The following is a 19886-nucleotide window of genomic DNA, read 5'->3' as shown; positions in this document are numbered from 1 at the left end:
GCCATGAAGTTCGACACCCCCGCCACCACCAATCCGATCGACCGGCTGAAGGTCGTCGGCCGGCCGACCAACCGCATCGACGGCCCGCTGAAGACCACGGGCACCGCGCCCTATGCCTATGAGCGGCACGACGCCGTGCCCAACCCGGCATATGGTCATGTCGTCGGCGCGGCCATCGCCAAGGGCCGGATCGCCGCGATCGAACTGGGCGACGCCAAGGCCGCGCCCGGCGTGCTCGCCATCGTCACGGCGGAGAATGCAGGCAAGCTCGGCAAGGGCGACTACAACACTGCCAGGCTGCTCGGCGGCCCCGAGATCGACCATTATCACCAGGCGATCGCGGTGGTGGTCGCCGAGACCTTCGAGCAGGCTCGCGCCGCGGCGCAACTGATCCGCGTCGACTATGCCCGGGGCGAGGGCGCATTCGACCTTGCCGCGGCAAGGGACTCCGCGACCAAGCCGGAGCCCAAGTTCGGCGGCCCGGCCGACACCGCGGTCGGCGACTTCGAAGGCGCCTTCGCCGCCGCGCCGGTCAGGCTCGACGAGACCTACACCACGCCCGACCAGGGGCATGCGATGATGGAGCCGCATGCCTCGATCGCCGCCTGGGATGGGGACAGGCTGACGGTCTGGACCTCGAACCAGATGATCGACTGGGGCGTCGGCGACGTGGCCAAGACGCTCGGCATCCCCAAGGAGAAGGTTCGCCTGATCTCGCCCTTCATCGGCGGCGGCTTCGGCGGCAAGCTGTTCGTGCGGGCCGATGCGGTGCTGGCGGCCCTCGGTGCCCGCGCCGCCGGGCGGCCGGTGAAGGTGACGCTGCCGCGGCCGCTGATGTTCAACAACACCACGCATCGCCCGGCGACCATCCAGCGCATCCGCATCGGCGCCGACCGGGACGGCAGGATCACCGCAATCGGCCATGAAAGCTGGTCCGGCGACCTGCCCGGCGGCGGGCCCGAGCTGGCGGTGAACCAGACCCGGCTGCTGTATGCCGGCGCCAACCGGATGACGGCGATGCGGCTCGCCGTGCTGGACCTGCCCGAGGGCAATGCGATGCGCGCCCCGGGCGAGGCGCCGGGCATGATGGCGCTGGAGATCGCGATCGACGAGATGGCGGAGAAGCTCGGCCTCGATCCGGTCGAGTTCCGCATCCGCAACGACACCCAGGTCGATCCGGAGAAGCCCGAGCGGCCGTTCTCGCAGCGCCATCTGGTCGAATGCCTGCGCACCGGCGCCGAACGCTTCGGCTGGAGCAAGCGCAACCCGAAGCCCGGCCAGACGCGGGACGGGCGCTGGCTGATCGGTATGGGCGTTGCCGCCGCCTTCCGCAACAACATGCTGGTGAAATCCGCCGCCCGCGTCCGGCTCGACGCCCGCGGCGACGTGACGGTCGAGACCGACATGACCGACATCGGCACCGGCAGCTACACCATCATCGCCCAGACCGCGGCGGAGATGATGGGCGTGCCACTCGACAAGGTGGTGGTGCGGCTCGGTGATTCGAGCTTCCCGGTCTCCAGCGGCTCGGGCGGGCAGTTCGGTGCCGCCAGCTCGACCTCCGGCGTCTATGCCGCCTGCGTCAAGCTGCGTGAGGCGGTGGCGCAGAAGCTCGGCTTCAACTCCGCCGAGGCGGTGTTCGCCGACGGCCAGGTTCGCGCCGGCAACCGCAGCGCGCCGCTGGCCCGGGCGGCAGGGGAGGGCGAGTTGGTCGCCGAGGACACGATCGAGTTCGGCGACGTCACCGAGACCCATCAGCAATCGACTTTCGGCGCCCATTTCGTCGAGGCGGCGGTGGATGCCGCCACCGGTGAGATCCGGGTGCGGCGCATGTTCTCGGTCTGCGCCGCCGGCCGCATCCTCAACCCCAAATCGGCGCGCAGCCAGGTGATCGGTGCCATGACCATGGGCGTCGGCGCGGCGCTGATGGAGGAGCTCGCGGTCGACAAGCGCCATGGCTTCTTCGTCAACCACGACCTCGCCGGCTACGAGGTGCCGGTCCATGCCGATATCCCGCACCAGGACATGATCTTCCTCGACGAGACCGACCCGTATTCGTCGCCGATGAAGGCCAAGGGCGTCGCCGAGCTCGGCATCTGCGGGGTGGCCGCGGCGGTCGCCAACGCCGTCCACAACGCCACCGGCGTGCGGGTGCGCGACTATCCGATCACGCTCGACAAGCTGCTGGACCGGCTGCCCGCGGTGGCATGATCAGAATCTTGGAATAGAAGGCCGCTCGGCTTCGTCTCAGGAGTGGCGCTCCACTTCCCAGAGCAGCCAGCCCGACCCGGGGCTATCCCCCACCACGCCCCGGGTCGGGCCTTTCTCGCCAAGTTCAGAGAACCCAGTCGAGGGTTGACCGCCCCGGCAGGATTTGATTATTATCTCAGATAATACGTATTATCAAGAGGCGACGCGATGCCGGGAGGGGGCGCGAGGCTGACGCAGCGAGACATCGCGCGGCAGGCGGGGGTCAGCCAGGCGACCGTGTCGCTGGTGCTCAACCGGCGCGGCGACAGCTCGGCCCGGATCCCGCAGGAGACCCGCGACCGGGTGCTGGAGGTGATCCGGGCCACCGGCTATGTCGCCGACCCGGCGGCGCAGAAGCTGGTCGGGCGGCGCAACCAGCTGCTCGGCGTCTTCACCTATGAGCCGGTGTTCCCGAGCGGCCAGGCCGATTTCTACACGCCGTTCCTGCTGGGCATCGAAGGGGCGGCGGAGCGGTTCGGCTATGACCTGCTGCTGTTCACCAGCGCGCCGGTGACCGACGGGCGCCGCCGCATCTTCCATGACAACAACCGGCTGCGCCTGGCGGATGGCTGCATCCTGCTGGGCCGGACGCTGGACCGGGACGAGCTGGCCCGGCTGGTCGCCGGCGGCTACCCCTTCGTCGCCATCGGCCGTCGCGACGATGCCGGCGGCCCGGTGCCCTATGTCGGTGCCGACTATGCCGCCGCCACCGCCGCGCTGGTTCGGCAGGCCGTGGCGCTCGGTCATCGCCACCTGGCCTTCGTCGGTGTGGGCCGGGGTGCTGAATCCTCCGACGACCGCTGGGCCGGCTTCAGGGCCGCGGTGGAGGAGGCGGGGGTGGAAGGGATCCACGAGCCTGTACAGGACCGCGATCCCGGCGATCTCGTCGACGGGCTGCTGCGTGCGGGCATCACCGTGGCGCTGGTCGAGGATCAGGCCGACGCCGTGCTGCTGGAGCGGGCGGCCCGCGAGCGCGGCGTGGCGGTGCCGGACGATCTGTCGCTGGTCGCGCTGGGCAACCCGACCCGGCCGGTCGCGACCGATATCGCCTTCACCTGCTTCCGCATCCCGCGGGAGGAGATGGGACGGCAGGCGGTCGAGATCCTGACCCTGGTGATGGGCGGGGAGGAGGAGGGGCGGCAGCGGCTGCTGCCCTGCGAGTTGGCCGAGGGGCAGACCCTCGGCCCAGTACCGGACAGGACGCCGGACAAGCGGAAGGGACGACGGAATTGACCCGGGAATTCGATGCGGATGTGCTGGTGGTGGGTGGCGGTCTGGGCGGCGTCGCGGCGGCGTTGGCGGCGCTCAAATCCGGCCGCTCGGTGATCCTGACCGAGGAGTACGACTGGCTCGGCGGCCAGCTGACCAGCCAGGCGGTGCCGCCGGACGAGCATTCCTGGGTCGAGCGCTTCGGCGTCACCGCCAGCTATCGGGCGCTGCGCGACGGCATCCGCGAGCACTACCGCCGCCACTATCCGCTGACCGAAGGCGCGCGGGCCTGGCGCGACCTGAACCCCGGCGCCGGCTGGGTCAGCCGGCTGTGCCATGAGCCGCGGGTCGGCCTAGCGGTGATCGAGGCGATGCTGGCGCCCTGGCGCGGCTCCGGCCGCCTGCGCGTGCTGCAGCCCTACCGGCCGGTGGCCGCGGATGTCGACGGCGACCGGGTGCGCGCCATCCGCCTGGTCCATCGCGACGGCGGGCCGGACATCGTGGCATCCGGTCGGTATGTGCTGGACGCGACCGAGACCGGCGCGCTGCTGCCGCTGACCGGCACCGAATATGTCACCGGCTTCGAATCCCGGGCCGAGACGGGGGAGCCGAGCGGGTCGGAAACGGCGCAGCCGCTGAACATGCAGGCGGTGTCGATCTGCTTCGCCATCGACCATGTCGACGGCAACCATGTCATCGACCGGCCGGCGAACTACGCCTTCTGGCGCGACTACCGGCCGGAGTTCTGGGGCGGGCCGCTGCTGGGTTGGCGGTCACCGCATCCGCGCACGCTGGAGATCACCGAGCGCAGCTTCACCCCGAACCCGGACGACGACTCGCTGGCGGTCAACGCCGACCAGCGGCTGAACCCGGGTGACGGCAACCTGTGGACGTTCCGGCGCATCGCCGCACGCCGCAACTTCACCGGCGGCACCTATGCCAGCGACATCACCCTCGTGAACTGGCCGATGATCGACTATTTCGAGGGGCCGGTGTTCGAGGTGCCGGAGGCAGAGGCGCAGCGCCACCTGGCCGGCGCGGCCGAGCTGTCGCGCTGCGTCCTGTACTGGCTGCAGACCGAGGCGCCGCGGCTGGACGGCGGCGCCGGCTTCCCCGGCCTGCGGCTGCGCAGCGACGTCACCGGCACGCTCGACGGGCTGGCGCAGGCGCCCTACATCCGCGAATCCCGCCGCATCCGCGCCGAAACCACCGTGGTGGAGCAGGATTTGTCGCTGGCGGTGCGCGGTGCCCGCGGGGCTGTGCGCTACACTGATTCCGTCGGGGTCGGCATGTACCGGATCGACCTGCACCCCTCGACCGGCGGCGACAACTACATCGATGTCGGCAGCTGCCCGTTCGAGATCCCGCTCGGCGCGCTGCTGCCGCGGCGGATGGAGAACCTGCTGCCGGCCGGCAAGGCGATCGGCACCACCCACATCACCAATGGCTGCTACCGGCTGCACCCGGTGGAATGGAACATCGGCGAGGTGGCGGGCCATCTCGCCGCCTGGTGCCTGCAGCACGACCTGCCGCCGCGCGCGGTGCGGACGCGGCCGGACCGGCTGGCCGCCTTCCAGGCCCGGCTGGAGGGGCAGGGGGTCGAGCTGCGCTGGCCGGAGGTCGCCGGCTACTGACCGGCACGGCCGGAACCAACGGATAAACAAGGGGAGGACGCCATGACGTTCGGACGCCGCATCTTCGCCACCGCCGCGGCCGGCCTGCTGGTCGCGGCGGCCTTCGGTGCCCCGGCCCGCGCGGAGGGCACCGCCCTCAGGATGACGGTCTGGACCGGCAACAAGGCGCATCTGCAGCTGCTGGACGACATTGCCGCCGCGTATCGCAAGGACCATCCGGAGGTGGCGTCGATCACCTTCGAGACGCTGCCCTTCGACGGCTACACCACGGCGCTGACCACCCAGATCGCCGGCGGCAACGCGCCGGACCTGGCCTGGATCTTCGAGAATTCGGCGCCGGACTTCGTCTCCTCCGGCGTGCTGCTGCCGCTGCAGGACGTGCTGCGGGCGACGCCGGGCTACGGCTATGACGACCTGCTGCTCAGCGCCACCGCGCTGTGGCGTCGCGACGACGTGCTGTACGCCTATCCGCTCTCGACCTCGCCCTTCGGCATCTTCGTCAATCTCGACCTGATGAAACAGGCCGGGGTGACGCCGCCGATGGAACGCATCGCGGCGGGAAATTGGAGCTGGGACAACGCCGTCGCCGACGCCGCCGCGGTGCACGCCAAGACCGGCAAGGCCGGGCTGGTGGTACGCGATTTCGACTACAAGCTGTGGGACAACCTCGCCACGATCTGGAACGGCTGGGGCGCCGCGCCGTGGAGCGCCGACGGCAAGGCTTGCGGCTTCGACCAGCCGGCGATGGCCGAGGCGATGCGCTTCCTGCACAAGGCGGTGTTCACCGACCAGGCCATGCCGGGGCCGGGCGCGCCGGCCGATTTCTTCGCCGGCGATGCCGCCATGACCATCACCCAGATCAGCCGGGCGGCGCTGCTGAAGGACGGTGCCTTCGCCTGGGACTTGGTGCCTCTGCCGAAAGGGCCGGCCGGGGAATATGCGGTGATCGGCCAGGCCGGGATCGGCGTGTTCAAGGCCGGGGCAAATGCGCAGGCCGCGGCGTCCTTCCTGGCCTTCCTGAGCAATCCGGAGAACTCGGCCAAGCTGGCGCAGTTCTTCCCGCCGCCGCGCAAGAGCCAGCTCGTCGTCGACCTGCTGGCCAAGGCCAACCCGATGCTGAAGCCGGCGCAGATCCAGGCGGTGGTGGTGCGCGGCATCGAGATCGGGGCGGTGAAGCCCAGCCACACCGGCAACGCCCAGATCGCCCAGGTGGTGCGGGCCGGGCTGGATTCGCTGTGGCAGCCCGACGCCGATGTCGACGCGGCGCTGCAGGCGGTGTGCGGCCGCATCCGGCCGCTGCTGGCGCGCTGACAATGGCGCGGACCTCCACCATGACGGCCGGCCCCGCCGATACCGTGGAGGCCGCCGCCTCGCGGGCGCCGTTCTGGACGCTGCGCCGCCGCGACGCGCTGGCCGGCTACCTGTTCGTGGCGCCGCAGCTGGCCGGGGTGGCGCTGTTCGTGCTGATGCCGCTGGCGCTGGTGGCCTGGTACAGCCTGCATGAATGGAACGTGCTGGCCGGCAGCTTCGACTATGTCGGCGACGGCAACTACCGGGCGCTGCTGCAGGATCCGGAGCTGCCGGGCGTGCTGGGCGCCACCGCCCTGTTCTCGATCGGCCTCGTGGTCCTGAACCTCAGCCTGGCGCTGCTGCTGGCGGTGCTGCTGAACCAGCGGCTGTACGGCATGACGGTGTTCCGGGCGCTGTTCTTCTCGCCCGTGGTGGTGTCGCTGGTGGCCTGGACCATCGTCTGGGGCTTCCTGCTGCAGAAGGATGGCGGCATCAACGGCATCCTGGCCGTGTTCGGCATCACCGGCCCCAACTGGCTGCGCGGCGAGACCTCGGCGATGCTGTCGGTGATCGTGGTCCAGGTGTTCAAGAATGTCGGGCTGAACATGGTGCTGTTCCTGGCGGCGCTGCAGACCGTGCCGCGCGACCTGTACGAGGCGGCGCGGATCGAGGGCGCCGGCCGCGTCGGCCAGTTCCGCCGCATCACCCTGCCGCTGATCAGCCCGACCATCCTCCTGACCTCGATCATCACCATCGTCGGGTCGCTGCAGGTGTTCGCCCAGATCGCGGTGCTGACCCAGGGCGGGCCGGGGATCTCGACCACCGTGCTGGTCTATTACCTGTACCAGCAGGCCTTCCAGTTCCACGCCTTCGGCTACGGCTCGGCCCTGGCGGTGCTGCTGTTCGCGATCGTCGCGGTGCTGACCTTCGCGCAGTGGCAGCTGCGCAAGCGCTGGGTGTTCCATGAAGGCTGAGCTCACCCCCCGCGCGCGCCTGGCCGTCTATGGCCTGATGTGCGTGCTGGCCATCCCCTTCGTCTTCCCGACCTGGTGGATGGTGACCTCGTCCTTCAAGCCGGTGCAGGAGATCTTCGCCTTCCCGCCGGCGCTGCTGCCGCGCCGCCTCGACCTCGACGCCTATCGGCAGGTCTTCGAGTTGCAGCCCTTCGCCCTGCAGTACTGGAACAGCCTGTACATCGCCGCGGTGGTGACGCTGGGCACCATGGCGGTGGCCTCGCTCGGCGGCTACGCCTTCGCCCGCATCCGCTTCCCGGGCCAGAACCTGGTGTTCATGGTGGTGCTGCTGGCGCTGCTGGTGCCCAGCGAGGTGACGATCGTGCCGCTGTTCCGCTTCTTCCTCGGGCTCGGCCTGGTCAACACCCATTGGCCGCTGATCCTGGTGCCGATCCTGGGCGCGCCCTGCGTGCTGGCGACCTTCATCATGCGCCAGTTCTTCATCACTTTGCCGCCGGAGCTGGAGGAGGCGGGGCGGATCGACGGGCTCGGCCGGTTCGGGCTGTTCTGGCGCATCGCCCTGCCGCTGGCCCGCCCGGCGCTGGGCGCCGTCGCCATCTTCACCTTCCTGCACAGCTGGAACCTGTATCTCGAGCCGATCGTCTTCCTGTCCTCGACCGAGAAGTTCACCCTGCCGCAAGCCCTGACCCAATATGTCGACGCCTATGGCGGCCCGATGTGGAACGTCCAGCTGGCGGCGGTGACGCTGACCGCGCTGCCGGTGCTGATCGTCTTCGTCATCGCCCAGCGCCAGTTCATCGAGGGGCTGGCCCATACCGGGCTGAAGGGGTGAGCCTCCGGCTGCGGCGAGCGGCAAGGGCGGGCCCGTCACCCCATCAGATGCTCCGGCCGGATCGGCAGCTCGCGCACCCGCACCCCGGTGGCGTGGAACACGGCGTTGGCGACCGCCGCGCCGATGCCGATGGCGCTCAGCTCGCCGATGCCCCGGGCGCCGAGCGGGCTGGCATGCGGGTCGGACGCCTCGATGAAGGCGACGTCGATCTCGGCCACATCGGCGTTCACCGGGACCAGGGTGCCGGCGAGGTTCTTCGACAGGAACCGGCCGAGGCGAGTGTCCATCTCCGAGCGCTCCAGCAGCGCCTGGCCGATCCCCCAGATGATCCCGCCGGTCATCTGGCTGCGCGCGGTCTTCGGATTGAGGATCCGGCCGGCGTCGTAGACGCCGACGACGCGGCTGACCCTGGGGATCGGAATGTCCTGGTCGACCCGCACCTCGGCGAACACCGCGCCGAAGCTGAAGATCGGCGGGGTCGCCTCGTTGTCGTCCGGCGCCCATTCGCCATCGGCCGACAGCCGTTCGAGACCGAGCCGCGCCAGCGCGCCGGCATAGCCTTCCGGCCCGTTGGCGCCGGCCTCGGTCAGCTTCTCCCTCAGGGCTGCGGCCGCGGCCTGCACGGCGGAGCCGACGCTCATCGAGGTCGAGGAGCCGCCGGTGAAGGTGGTTTTGGGCAAAGCCGTGTCGGCGATCGCCAGATCCACGCGCTCGACCGCCACGCCGAGCGCATCGGCGGCGATCTGGCGGAGGATCGTGCTCAGCCCCTGGCCGACATCATGGGTGGCGGTCTCGACCAGCACCCGGCCGTCGCGGCCGATGCCGGTCCGCGCCGTGGCCGGAAAGCGGAAGGCCCGCAGCACGGCGGTCGCCATGCCCCAGCCGACCAGGTCCCGCCCGTCGCGCATCGACCGCGGCGCCGCCGACCGGCCGGACCAGCCGAACCGCCGTGCCCCCTCCGCGTAGCACTCCCTGAGCCGCTTGGACGAGAAGGGACGTCCGTCGGCCGGATAGGCCTCGGCGTAGTTTCGTAGCCGGAGCTCCAGCGGGTCCATGCCGAGGCGGTCGGCGAGCTCGTCCATGGCGATCTCGACCGGGACCAGGCCGACGCCGCCGAAGGGCGAGCGCATGGCCGAGGGGCTGGCGCGGTCGAGCCGCCTGCGGCGATGGCTGATCCTGAAGCTCGGCGTGGCGTAGATCGCCGGCGTGTCCCAGCCCGCCGCCTCGATGTAATGGCCGATATGGGAGCCCGCGGCGACGACGTCGTGATGGAGGCCGGTCAGGCTGCCGTCGGCCCGGGCGCTCAGGGCGACCGTCTGGCGGGTCGCCGACTGGTAGCCCCAGGCCGTGTAGGTCTGGGCGCGGGTCAGCACCAGCTTCACCGGGCGCTCCAGCTGCCGCGACGCCATCGCCGCGAGCAATTGGTGCGGCAGGCCCCAGAGCTTGGCGCCGAAGCTGCCGCCGATGAAATCGTTGCGGACCCGCACCTGCGCCGGATCGAGCCCGAGCGCCTGGGCCAGCGCATCTCGCTCCTCCGCCACCCCCTGCGTCGAGTCATGCACGGTGAGCTGCCCGTCCTGCCAGACCGCCAGGATCGCCCCCGGCTCGATCGGGTTGTGGTGCCGGTCGGCCGTGACATAGACGGCCTCGGTCCCGGCATCGGCCTCGCCCCAAGCCGCCGCCACGTCGCCCCAGGCGGTGTCGAGCGGTAGGCCGAAGAACTCGGCGACCGGCTCGGCGCGTTCCGGGTCAGCGAGGAAGTCCGCCTCGAACGGCTCGTCGTCATAGGAGACGCGGACGAGGCGCGCCGCCTCCGTCGCCTGCTCCGGCGTCCCGGCGACCACCAGCGCCACCGGCTGTCCCTCGTACAGGATTCGATCGCCCTGCAGCGGCGGCAGGTTGTCCTCCGCCAGCACCACGGTGACGTGGCCGAAGCGCGGCGCGTTCTCATGGGTGAAGATGGCGATCACGCCGGCCGCGGCGGATGCCCGGCCCAGCTCGATCGCCGTGATGCGCGCCTTCGGCCGTGTCGCCGGCACGATCACCGCGTGAACGGCGCCGTCCGCCGGCGTATCGGCGGCGTAGAGCGCCGCGCCGGTGACCTTCGCCGGACCGTCCCGGCGGCTGACCGCCTGCCCGATTCCGCCGCTCATGCCACGCCTCCCACGATCTGCAGCGCCCGGATGACGGCGCGTTTGGCCAGTTCCACCTTGAAGCCGTTCCGGCGCAGCGGCCGCGCCTCGGCGAAGCCGGCGTCCACGGCGAGCCGCAGGGCGGGCTCGTCCGCCAGCGTCACGCCGCGCAGGGCGTCCTCCGCCTCCCTCAGGCGCCATGGCTTCGCCGCGACGCCGCCGAGCGCGATCCGCGCCTCGCGGATCACGGCGCCGTCGAGGTCGAGCCCGACCGCCGCCGAAACCAGCGCGAATTCGTAGGACGCCCGCTCGCGCAGCTTGAGGTAGTGCGATCGCTGCGCGGCGGCGGTGGCCGGCACCTCGATCGCGGTGATCAGCTCGCCGGGCTCCAGCACGGTCTCGCGGACCGATCCGTGGTCGGGCAGGCAATGGAACTCCGTGACCGGAATCGCGCGCGGCCCCTCGGGTCCATCGACATGCACCACGGCGTCGAGCGCGGCCAGGGCCACCGCCACATCCGACGGATGGGTGGCGACGCATTGCTCGGTCCAGCCGAAGATCGCGGCCGACCGGTCCTCGCCCGCCAGCGCCGCGCAACCGCTGCCCGGCCGGCGCCGGTTGCAGGGCAGGTCGACCTCGGCCCGGAAATAGGGGCAGCGCGTGCGCTGCATCAGGTTGCCGCCGATCGAGGCCATGGTGCGGATCTGGGCGGAGGCGCTCTGCAGCAGCGCCTGCGAGACCGCCGGCCAGTCGCGCCGGATCGCCGGATGCTCGGCGAGGTCGCCCATCCGGGCCAGCGCCCCGATCCTGAGGCCGCGATCGTCGATCGCGACGCCATCGAGGCCGGACAGGCCGTTCAGGTCGACCAGGCGCCGCGGCGCGGTGATGCCGTCCTTCATCCAGTTGAGGAGTTCGGTGCCGCCGGCGATCACTGCCGTCTCCGGCTCGGCCGCGGCCCCGATCGCTTGCGCGAGGGTTGCCGCCCGCTCATAGGCGAAGCTCTGCATGGGTCAGATCCCGGTTGCGGTCGCCGCGGCCCGCACCGCGGCGACGATCTGCGGATAGGCGGCGCAGCGGCACAGATTGCCGCTCATGAACTCGCGGATCTCGTCGGTCGAGCCGGCATGCCCCTCGCGGATGCAGGCGACCGCCGACATGATCTGCCCCGGGGTGCAGAAGCCGCACTGGAACGCGTCATGCTCGATGAAGGCGGCCTGCACGGGGTGGAGCCGGTCGCTTTCGGCAAGCCCCTCGATCGTGGTGATCTCGCGGCCCTCGGCCATGACCGCGAGCGTCAGGCAAGACAGCGCCCTGCGGCCGTCGACATGCGCCGTGCAGGCGCCGCATTCGCCGCGGTCGCAGCCCTTCTTGGTCCCGGTCAGGCCGAGATGGTCCCTGAGCGCGTCGAGCAGCGTGACGCGAGGATCGATCCTGAGCTGCCGTGAGCGGCCGTTGACCCGCAGGGTCGCGTCCGCCGCCGCATCCTCGGGGGCATCGATGGTGGTCGGTTCGGCGTCCATGGGTCTCGCCCTTCCTGCTGCGCCCGAGGCCGGATTCGGCTCGCTCGGTCTGATCGGAAGGTACGGGCTCCTTGATTTTCCTCAAGTACCTACTTAAAAGTCAGGTACTTACCAAGAAGTAAGAATTGCGGCATTGCAAGACAATCGGCACGCGAGGACATCATGAGGGGAGAGCAGCCCTACAGCTGCGGCCTGGGACCCGCCCTGGAGGTCATCGGCGGCAAATAGAAGGCCCTGATCCTGTGGGAGATCCAGGTCGAGCCCCGCCGGTTCGGCGAGCTGAAGCGGCTGGTGCCAGGAATCAGCGAGAAGATGCTGATCCAGCAGCTGCGGGAGATGGAGGCGGACGGCCTGGTCCACCGCGAGATGTTCCACGAGGTGCCGCCGCGGGTGGAGTATTCGGTGACCGCGCTCGGCGCCTCGCTCAACCAGGCGCTGGGCCCCCTGGCCGATTGGGGCGAGGCGCATGCGGAGCGGATCGGCACGGTCCGGCAGCGCCGCGAATCGCGCGGCACGCTCGAACCGATGTCGTAGCCAGGGACCATCTGAGCCTTTCGGGACAATAAGGGAGGAAACCGGCACGCCGGTCCTGCTGTTTGCCGGGCATGCCCGAGACGTTCGACACCTCGACCGCCGTCATCATCGTCCTCGGCCTGATGGTCCTGCTGTCGGCCTGGCTGCCGCTGGTGGTCCGCCGCCTGCCGCTGTCGCTGCCGATCGTCGCCGTCTGCATCGGCATCGTCGCGCCGCACGGTCCCTGGATGGACCGCATCTCCGGCTTCCTGCTCCAGCAAAGGGTGCTGGAGCAGCTGGTGGAATTCGTCGTCCTGGTGGCGCTGATGGGGGCGGGGCTGCGGATCGAGCGGCCCTTCGGCTGGCGTCGCTGGCAGGCGACCTGGCGGCTGCTCGGCCTCGCCATGCCGCTCACCATCGCCGCCATGGCGGTGCTGTGCTGGGCAGCCCTCGGCCTGACCTGGGCGGCGGCGCTGCTGATCGCCGCGGCGCTGGCGCCGACCGATCCGGTGCTGGCCTGCGACGTGCAGGTCGGCGCGCCGGGGGAGGAGGAGGGCGGCGAGGTGCGCTTCGCCCTGACCTCCGAGGCCGGGCTGAACGACGGCCTGGCCTTCCCCTTCGTCGTGCTGGCGATGACGCTCGCGACCACGCCGCTGCAGGCGGTCTGGGGCCATTGGCTGGCCGTCGACGTCGTCTGGAAGATCGGCTGCAGCGCCGTGATCGGCTGCGCCGCCGGCCGCGTCTTCGGCTGGCTGACCTTCCGGCTGCCGCGCCTCAAGCTGTCCCGAACCGGCGACGGGCTGGTCGCGGTCGGCGTCACCCTGATCTCCTACGGCGTCACCGAGCTCGCCTCCGGCTACGGCTTCGTCGCGGTGTTCATCGCCGCGGTGACGCTGCGGGCTACCGACCGCAGCAACGACTTCCACGGCGCCATGGCCGAGTTCTCGGAGCAGATCGAGCGCGTGCTGATGGTGCTCGTGCTGCTGGTCTTCGGCGTCGCCATCGGGACCGGCGCGCTCGCGCGGCTCGGCTGGGCCGATGCCCTGGTCGGCGGCGCCCTGCTCCTGGTCATCCGGCCGCTCTGCGGCTGGGTCAGCCTGATCGGCACGCCGCTGCCGCCTGCCGCCCGCGGGCTGATGGCGTTCTTCGGCATCCGCGGCCTCGGCACCTTCTACTACATGGCCTATGCGCTGGGCCGGGCCGAGTTTCCGGACGCCGGCCGGCTGTGGGCGATCGCGTCCTTCACGGTGCTGGCGTCGATCCTGCTGCACGGCGTCGCCGCGACCCCGCTGATGGCCTGGGCCGACCGGCGCAGGGCGGCGGCACGCGCATCCTGACCCGTCAGCCCCGCTCCTCGAACGGTGCCCGGAAGCTCGGCAGGCGGTCCACCGCGACGGGCAGGGGCGGGAAGGGCTTGTGCGGCTCGGCCTGGTACCAGAAGGCGGTGCTCGACACCTCGTCGTCGCGGCGGTTGGCATGGCCGCGCTCGATGGTCACCCGGATCGAGCGCCGGAACACCACCGGGTCCTCGATGTGGAAGCGGTACAGCGTCACCGGCTCCTGCCAGTTCGGGCCGCCGCCGGCGATGATGCCGTGATAGGGGGCGGAATACTCCTGGTTCGGGCACCAGGCAGTGTTGAAGTAATCCTCGGTGCCGGTGCCGTGCAGGGTCGGCGGCCAGGCGTCGTTGGCGCCGAGCGCGCTCTCCGGCCGGTCGGCGATCACCGGCTGCGGCGCCTCGGCCGCGATCTGCCGCCTGCGGCCGGCATCGGGCACCGAGATCCCGGGCTCGCCGTCGACGAAGATCATGTCGTCGCCCTCGCCGTACCAGTCCCAGCTACGCGACCGGCGCAGCGAATAGACGCTCAGCAGGCAGCCGACATAATGGCCGTGCCCGGCGGCGTCGAGGATGGTGTGGTTCTTCGCCCCGTCGGTGTTGACCCCGCCGAACAGCACCTCCTCGTTGGTCAGGGCTCCCTCGACGAAGGGCTGCGGCGCGGCCCGGCGCCACTGGGCGTGGAAGCGGCCGAGGCCGTCCTCCAGCGCGTCGTGCAGCTCGAGGTCGATATAGTAGTACAACTGCAGCTCGTGCTCGGCCTCGTTGGTCACGGCGAAGCGCATCTGGCTGCCGAACGGCATCGGGAAGTAGCAGTTGAAGCCGCGGCCGTCCTGCGGGCTCATCTGCAGCGGCAGGCTGGCGAAGTTGCGGGTCTGGCCGTGGCCCATGCCGAAGAAATCGCCCAGCGGGCATTCGATGCTGGGCTCGGCCTCGCCGTCCCACCAGGCGCGCAGCACGATCTTGCGCAGCGCATGCCGACTGGCGCAGTTGACCGTGACCCAGATATGGGTGACCACGCCGGCACCCGAGGTCTCGGCGATCGTCACCGTCTCGCCCGGGGCGATGTGCAGCCGGTCGTCATTGCCGCCGGTGCGGTCCCAGCTGGAGAAGCGCCGGGTCCGGGCCTGGCGCAGCTTGGCGAGGCCGCGCAGCGGCGACAATCCGGCATTGCTCTGCATCATGTGGTCTCCCGTGGCGGCGGCTATTTCAGCCCGCCGGTCTTGATCGATTCGATGATCTGCCGCTGGAACAGCACGAACAGCAGCAGGGTCGGCAGCGCCACCACGGTGGAGGCGGCCATGATGTAGTTCCAGGAGGCGGAGTACTGGGCCTGGAAGCTGGCGACCGCGACCTGCACCACCCACAGCTTCGGGTCGGTGGTGATGGTCAGCGGCCACAGGAAGGCGTTCCAGTTGGCCAGGAAGAAGAAGATCGCCAGGGCAGCCAGGATCGGCCGCGACAGCGGCAGCACGATGCTCCAATAGACCCGCCAATAGCCGGCGCCGTCGATGAACGCCGCTTCCTCCAGCTCGCGCGGCACGTTCAGGTAGAACTGGCGCAGCAGGAAAATGCCGAAGGCGTTGAAGATCGCCGGGATGATCAGCCCGCCATAGGAGTTCACCAGTCCGAGCTGCCGCACCAGGATGAACAGCGGCACGATGATCACCGGCAGCGAGATCAGGAAGGTCGCGAACATGCCGAGGAAGATCGCCTCGCGCCCCGGGAAGCGCAGCCGGGCCAGGGCGTAGCCGGCCATGGAGTGGAACAGCAGGGCGATCACCGTCACCGACCCGGCCACCACCAGCGTGTTCAGCAGGAAGCGCAGGAAATCGACCTCGGTGAAGACGTAGAGGAAGTTGTCCAAGGTCGGCCGCGCCGGGATCAGGCCGGGGTCGAAGATCTCATCCGGCCCCTTGAAGGCAATCGACAGCATCCACAGCAGCGGCGCCACGGTCATGAGCGCTGCCAGGGCCGAGGCCAGAAACCAGACGGTGCCGGCCGGACGGAAGGCGCGGGCGGGGAGAGCGGTCGCGTCAGTCATAGTCGAAGCGCCCGCCGCGCGTGGCCCGGAACAGGATGGCGGTGAAGGCCAGCAGGATGACGACCAGCACCGAGGCCATTGCCGCGGCGTAGCCGTATTCGCCGAACTGGAAGGCCTGCTCGTAGATGTAATAGATCGCCAGCGCGGTGGAGTTGGCCGGCCCACCCTTGGTCATGACATAGACCAGGTCGAAGGTCTGGGACCCGGCCACCGCGGCGACGGTCGACACCAGAAGCACGAAGAAGCTGGTCGGGCGCAGCAGCGGCAGGATGATGTGGCGGAAGGCAGCGACCGGCCCGGCGCCGTCGATCCGCGCGGCGTCGAGATATTCGCGGGGGATGTCCTGCAGCCCGGACAGGAAGATCAGCATGTAATAGCCCATCAGGAACCAGACGCTGACGCCGACGATGGCGTACAGCGCCAGGCTGGGATCGCCGAGCCAGGACAGGCCGCCGAGCCCGATCGCGGCCGAGAACCGGCTGATCACGCCGATCTTGTCGATCAGCAGCACCTGCCAGATCAGCCCGACCACCACCAGGCTGACCATGTGCGGCAGGAAGAACAGGGTCCGGAACAGGCCGGAGAAGCGGCTGCGCCGGTGCACCAGCAGGGCCAGGCCCAGCCCGGTGACATAGAGGCTCGGCACCAGCAGCACGACATAGAGCAGGGTGACCTTCAGGCTCTCCAGGAACAGCGGGTCGGCCAGCATGCGCCGGTAATTGGCCAGGCCGACGAAACGGTAGCCGCCGAAGCCGGTGACGCCGAAGAAGCCGAGGCTGAGCGACAGCAGCATCGGCCCGCCGACAAAGACCAGCAGGCCCAGCGCGTCGGGCAGCACGAACAGATAGCCGGCGATCCACTCGCGATGCCGAGCGGACAGGCGGCGGCGCTTCCGGACGCTTGCCAATGGAACCGCCGTCGGCGAAGCCGTGCTCATGCCGTCGGCCATCCTTCTGAGTCCCCCCTCCCCTTGCGGGAGGGGGGCAGGGGGAGGGGTCTGCGCGCGTCCGCGCGCGTATGCGGTGGATTGTCTCCGGAGTCACCGACACCTGCAGGCCAGCGCCGGTGCATGCCGCGAGAACCCCCTCCCCCTAGCCCCCTCCCGCGAGGGGAGGGGGGACTAAGGAAGTGATCGGAGGCGCCGTGCATCATTGCGCTCACAGGATCGGGGCGCCGTCGTAGCCGGCCAGGAAGCTGTCGATCTGTTGCGCCGCCATCTCGGCCCGCTTGGCCGGATCCTCGCCGTTCAACTGGCAGGCCTGGATGGCGTCGGAGATCGCCTTGTAGACCTGGGGCGGCACGCGCGGCTCGCCGCGGGCGGTGGGGAACACCTGCTCGGCGAAAATCTTCATCGCGCCGCTGCCATAGGCCTGGGCGGCGGTGGCCTGCTCGAAGGCGGATTTGCGCGGCGGCATGTCGCTCTTGGCCTTGGTGCACCAGTCGACGGCGCGCTGCACCGAGCCCGGCTCCATCGAACCCAGCGCCCAGGCGCAGAACTTGCCCGCCGCCTCGGTGTTGCGGCCATTGGCATTGGCGACGAAGGCCCAGCCGCCGGCCACGGTGCGGTCCTGACCGCCCGGCGGGAGCGGCAGCTTGAACACGCCATATTCGAAATTCGGGTCGGCGTTGCGCAGGGCGCTGATGCCCCAGATGCCGACATTCTGCATGGCGCAGAAGCCGGAGCCGAGATTGGCGGCGATGTCGTTGGCGCCGTAGCCCAGCGGCTTGCGCGGGGCGACGCCCCGGGCGACCGCGTCCTGCCAGAACTTCAGCGCGGCGCGGGCCGCGTCGGAGTTGAAGCCGCTCTTGCCGTCCTTCCCGACGATCTCGCCGCCGCCCTGCCACAGGAACGGATACCAGGTGAAGTTCTGGTAGTAGCCGGGGTTGGTTTCGAACAGGATGCCGAAGCGCCTGTCATTGGTCAGCGTCTTGGCGACGTCGAGAAGCTGGTCCCAGGTCTTCGGGATGTCGGCCTCGCCGATGCCGGCCTCCTTGAAGGCCTTGATGTTGTAGTAGATCGCCATCGGCTCGACCTCCATCGGGAGGCCATACAGGCCCTGATCGACCACCCGGGTGGCGATGGCGGTGTCGTAATAATCGGCGCGCGCCTCGGCCGCGACATAGGGGGCGAGGTCCAGGAGCGCGCCGCCATTGTGGTAGCGCAGGAAGTCGCCGGGGCTGATCAGGAAGATGTCGGGCCCTTCGCCGGCGGCGAAGGCGGTCTGCAGCTTGGTGCCGTTGATGTATTGCGAGGTCGGGATGTACTCCAGCTCGACCTTGGTCTCCTGGCTTTCATTCCAGCCCTTCACCGTGTCCTGGAACCACTTCACCTGGCCCGGCACGGCCCCGCCGGGGGCGTAGAACTGCCAGAACTTCAGCGGTCCCTCCGCCGCCCGGGCGCGGGACAGGTACGGCATCGGCAGCAGGCTGCCGCCGACCAGGGCGGTACCGGCGGCCAGGACGGTGCGGCGGCCGAGCGGGTGTCCGGGCGTGGTGGTGCCGTTGCGGCGGGTCATGGCGGGTCCTCCCTTGTCGCGACGCGATGCGTCAGCCTGGGCCTTCGGGCCCGGCAGGATCAGGCGACGTCGCAGCCCGGCGGCACCGTTCGAACCGCGGTCGGCGACTTGTCTGAAACGTTTCAGAAAAGCTATCATCCGATCTGGCGCTTGGCAACGGCTTCGGAATTCCATGACGACATTGCGGGATGTGGCGAACCGGGCCGGGGTGTCGATCGGCTCGGTCTCGGCGGTGATCAACCGGACGGCGCCGGTCAGCGCCACGCTGCGCCTGCGGGTGATGGCGGCGATCGACGAGCTGGGCTATGCCCCGGACGGGGTGGCGCGCAGCCTGAAGACCGGCCGCACCCGCACCATCGGCCTGGTCATCCCCGATATCACCAACCCGCTCTTCGCTGCGTTGGCCGCCGCGACCGAGCGGGCCTGCGACGCCGCCGGCTATGCGCTGGTGCTGTGCGCCACCGCCGACGACCCGGAGAAGGAGCTGCGCGCCCTGCGGCTGATGCGCACCCAGCGCGCCGACGGCCTGATCCTGGTGCTGAGCGGGGTCGAACCCGGCAATGTCGACGCGATCCGCCGCCTCGTCACCATGCCGGCGGTGCTGGTCGACCGCACCTTGCGGGGGCTCGCCGATTTCGATTCCGTCACCGTCGACAACCGCGCCGCGGCGCGGCTGGCGGTCGAGCATATGATCGGCTGCGGCCACCGCCGCATCGGCATCGTCACCGGGCGGCCGGGGATCTCGATCTCGACCGAGCGCTTCGAGGGCTACCGCGAGGCCCTGGCCGCGGCCGGCATCCCGCTCGACGACGACCTCGCCGCCTGCGGCGACTTTCACATCGAGACGGCGCTGCAGGCCACGGCGGCGCTGCTGCAGCGGCGGCCGCGGCCGACCGCGATCTTCTCGACCAGCAACCTGACCACGATCGGGGTGATGCGGGCGATCGCCGAGCAGGGTCTCAGTTGTCCGCAGGACGTCTCGGTCGCCGGCATCGACGATTTCGAATGGAGCACCGCCTTCTCGCCGCGGCTGACCGCGGTGGTGCAGCCGGTGCAGGCGATCGGCGAGCGGGCGGTGGAATGCCTGCTGGCACGTCTCGCCGGCCCGCCGCCGACCGAGCCGGTGCGCGACGTGTTCGCGCCGCAGCTGGTGATCCGCGAGTCCTGCCGCGCGATCGGCTGACGCTTTCCCGAGGAACCGTCATGGCGGGCCGCGAAGGGGGGCCCTTTTCAAAGTTCCCCAACCCGTCATCCCCGCGAAAGCGGGGATCTCGTCACGCTCGGACCGGAAAGAGATTCCCGCTTTCGCGGGAATGACGACAAAAGGTAAGGCTGCTGTTCTGAAAGGTCCTGCAGGGCGTGGCGATCCAGCGGCTCCGACCCGGATCGCCACGCCGGCTGCGCCGGCTCGCGATGACGATGCGGTAGTGGGTGCGATTCTGCTGGCTTAAATGTTCCTCTTTTGTTCTAATGCAGGCATGGTCGATGCCTCCTCAGCCGGGACTCCCTCCGCCGCTTCGCCGTCCACGGACGAGCGGGAGACCGAGCTGCTGTCCGGGCTGACCAAGCTCGCTCTGGAGATGGCCCGGACCTTTCAGGCTCAAGGCCTCGCCGCCCTCGCGGCCGGCGATCTCGA

16 protein-coding genes are annotated in these 19886 nt (G+C 70.1%); 9 read left to right on the top strand and 7 right to left on the bottom strand.

Annotated features, from left to right (window positions below):
- Positions 1–3: 3 nt before the first annotated feature.
- The 6 genes from paoC (at position 4) to AB4Z01_RS27540 (ending at position 8189) form a co-directional block, all read left to right on the top strand.
- Entirely contained in the window at positions 4–2211 is a 2208-nt protein-coding gene (paoC, locus tag AB4Z01_RS27565; RefSeq protein WP_441699141.1) for an aldehyde oxidoreductase molybdenum-binding subunit PaoC, read from the top strand.
- Between the two features lie 207 nt (positions 2212–2418).
- Complete coding sequence (locus tag AB4Z01_RS27560) at positions 2419–3483, top strand: LacI family DNA-binding transcriptional regulator (protein WP_441699140.1); 1065 nt, start codon at positions 2419–2421, stop codon at positions 3481–3483.
- On the top strand, positions 3480–5093 hold the full coding sequence (locus AB4Z01_RS27555; RefSeq protein WP_441699139.1) for an FAD-dependent oxidoreductase: 1614 nt from the start codon (positions 3480–3482) through the stop codon (positions 5091–5093). The genes AB4Z01_RS27560 and AB4Z01_RS27555 overlap by 4 nt, the downstream gene beginning before the upstream one ends.
- 42 nt (positions 5094–5135) lie before the next feature.
- Positions 5136–6404: an extracellular solute-binding protein gene (locus AB4Z01_RS27550; protein WP_441699138.1), complete on the top strand. Its 1269-nt coding sequence runs from the start codon at positions 5136–5138 to the stop codon at positions 6402–6404.
- 20 nt (positions 6405–6424) lie between these two features.
- Entirely contained in the window at positions 6425–7357 is a 933-nt protein-coding gene (locus AB4Z01_RS27545; RefSeq protein ID WP_441699136.1) for a carbohydrate ABC transporter permease, read from the top strand.
- Positions 7347–8189, top strand: coding sequence for a carbohydrate ABC transporter permease (locus AB4Z01_RS27540; protein ID WP_441699135.1), 843 nt, complete (start codon positions 7347–7349; stop codon positions 8187–8189). Before AB4Z01_RS27545 ends, AB4Z01_RS27540 begins: the two co-directional genes overlap by 11 nt.
- Positions 8190–8224: 35 nt before the next feature.
- Here the strand turns inward: AB4Z01_RS27540 and AB4Z01_RS27535 are convergent, their stop codons facing one another.
- Genes AB4Z01_RS27535 through AB4Z01_RS27525 form a run of 3 tightly spaced genes read right to left on the bottom strand, consistent with a single transcriptional unit; the run spans position 8225 to position 11841 of the window.
- The gene (locus tag AB4Z01_RS27535; RefSeq protein WP_441699133.1) at positions 8225–10342 is read right to left on the bottom strand and encodes a xanthine dehydrogenase family protein molybdopterin-binding subunit; all 2118 of its coding nucleotides are present in this window, start codon (positions 10340–10342) and stop codon (positions 8225–8227) included.
- Positions 10339–11328 (bottom strand): FAD binding domain-containing protein, encoded by a 990-nt coding sequence (locus tag AB4Z01_RS27530; protein WP_441699132.1) that lies wholly within the window; start codon positions 11326–11328, stop codon positions 10339–10341. Before AB4Z01_RS27530 ends, AB4Z01_RS27535 begins: the two co-directional genes overlap by 4 nt.
- A 3-nt stretch (positions 11329–11331) precedes the next feature.
- Entirely contained in the window at positions 11332–11841 is a 510-nt protein-coding gene (locus tag AB4Z01_RS27525; protein WP_441699131.1) for a (2Fe-2S)-binding protein, read from the bottom strand.
- A gap of 234 nt (positions 11842–12075) precedes the next feature.
- Here AB4Z01_RS27525 and AB4Z01_RS27520 point away from each other — a divergent pair, with 234 nt between their 5' ends.
- Positions 12076–12375, top strand: a complete 300-nt coding sequence (locus AB4Z01_RS27520) for a winged helix-turn-helix transcriptional regulator (RefSeq protein WP_441699169.1) — start codon at positions 12076–12078, stop codon at positions 12373–12375.
- Positions 12376–12446: 71 nt separating this feature from the next.
- Entirely contained in the window at positions 12447–13691 is a 1245-nt protein-coding gene (locus AB4Z01_RS27515) for a cation:proton antiporter (RefSeq protein ID WP_441699129.1), read from the top strand.
- Between the two features lie 4 nt (positions 13692–13695).
- Here AB4Z01_RS27515 and AB4Z01_RS27510 read toward each other — a convergent pair whose 3' ends face one another.
- The 4 genes from AB4Z01_RS27510 to AB4Z01_RS27495 form a co-directional block, all read right to left on the bottom strand.
- Positions 13696–14874: a glycoside hydrolase family 172 protein gene (locus AB4Z01_RS27510; protein WP_441699127.1), complete on the bottom strand. Its 1179-nt coding sequence runs from the start codon at positions 14872–14874 to the stop codon at positions 13696–13698.
- A gap of 20 nt (positions 14875–14894) precedes the next feature.
- On the bottom strand, positions 14895–15734 hold the full coding sequence (locus AB4Z01_RS27505; RefSeq protein WP_441699125.1) for a carbohydrate ABC transporter permease: 840 nt from the start codon (positions 15732–15734) through the stop codon (positions 14895–14897).
- A complete protein-coding gene (locus AB4Z01_RS27500) occupies positions 15727–16671 on the bottom strand; it encodes a carbohydrate ABC transporter permease (protein ID WP_441699124.1) in 945 nt (314 codons plus the stop codon). Before AB4Z01_RS27500 ends, AB4Z01_RS27505 begins: the two co-directional genes overlap by 8 nt.
- Positions 16672–16891: 220 nt before the next feature.
- On the bottom strand, positions 16892–18250 hold the full coding sequence (locus AB4Z01_RS27495) for an ABC transporter substrate-binding protein (RefSeq protein ID WP_441699123.1): 1359 nt from the start codon (positions 18248–18250) through the stop codon (positions 16892–16894).
- Positions 18251–18422: 172 nt separating this feature from the next.
- Here AB4Z01_RS27495 and AB4Z01_RS27490 point away from each other — a divergent pair, with 172 nt between their 5' ends.
- The gene (locus AB4Z01_RS27490) at positions 18423–19433 is read left to right on the top strand and encodes a LacI family DNA-binding transcriptional regulator (protein WP_441699122.1); all 1011 of its coding nucleotides are present in this window, start codon (positions 18423–18425) and stop codon (positions 19431–19433) included.
- The last annotated feature ends 453 nt before the right edge of the window (positions 19434–19886 follow it).

The organism is Inquilinus sp. YAF38 (genome assembly GCF_052113205.1).
Classification (GTDB): domain Bacteria; phylum Pseudomonadota; class Alphaproteobacteria; order DSM-16000; family Inquilinaceae; genus Inquilinus.
The sequence above is the reverse complement of the archived record's forward strand: the minus strand, read 5'-3'. Positions and strand labels throughout refer to the sequence as shown.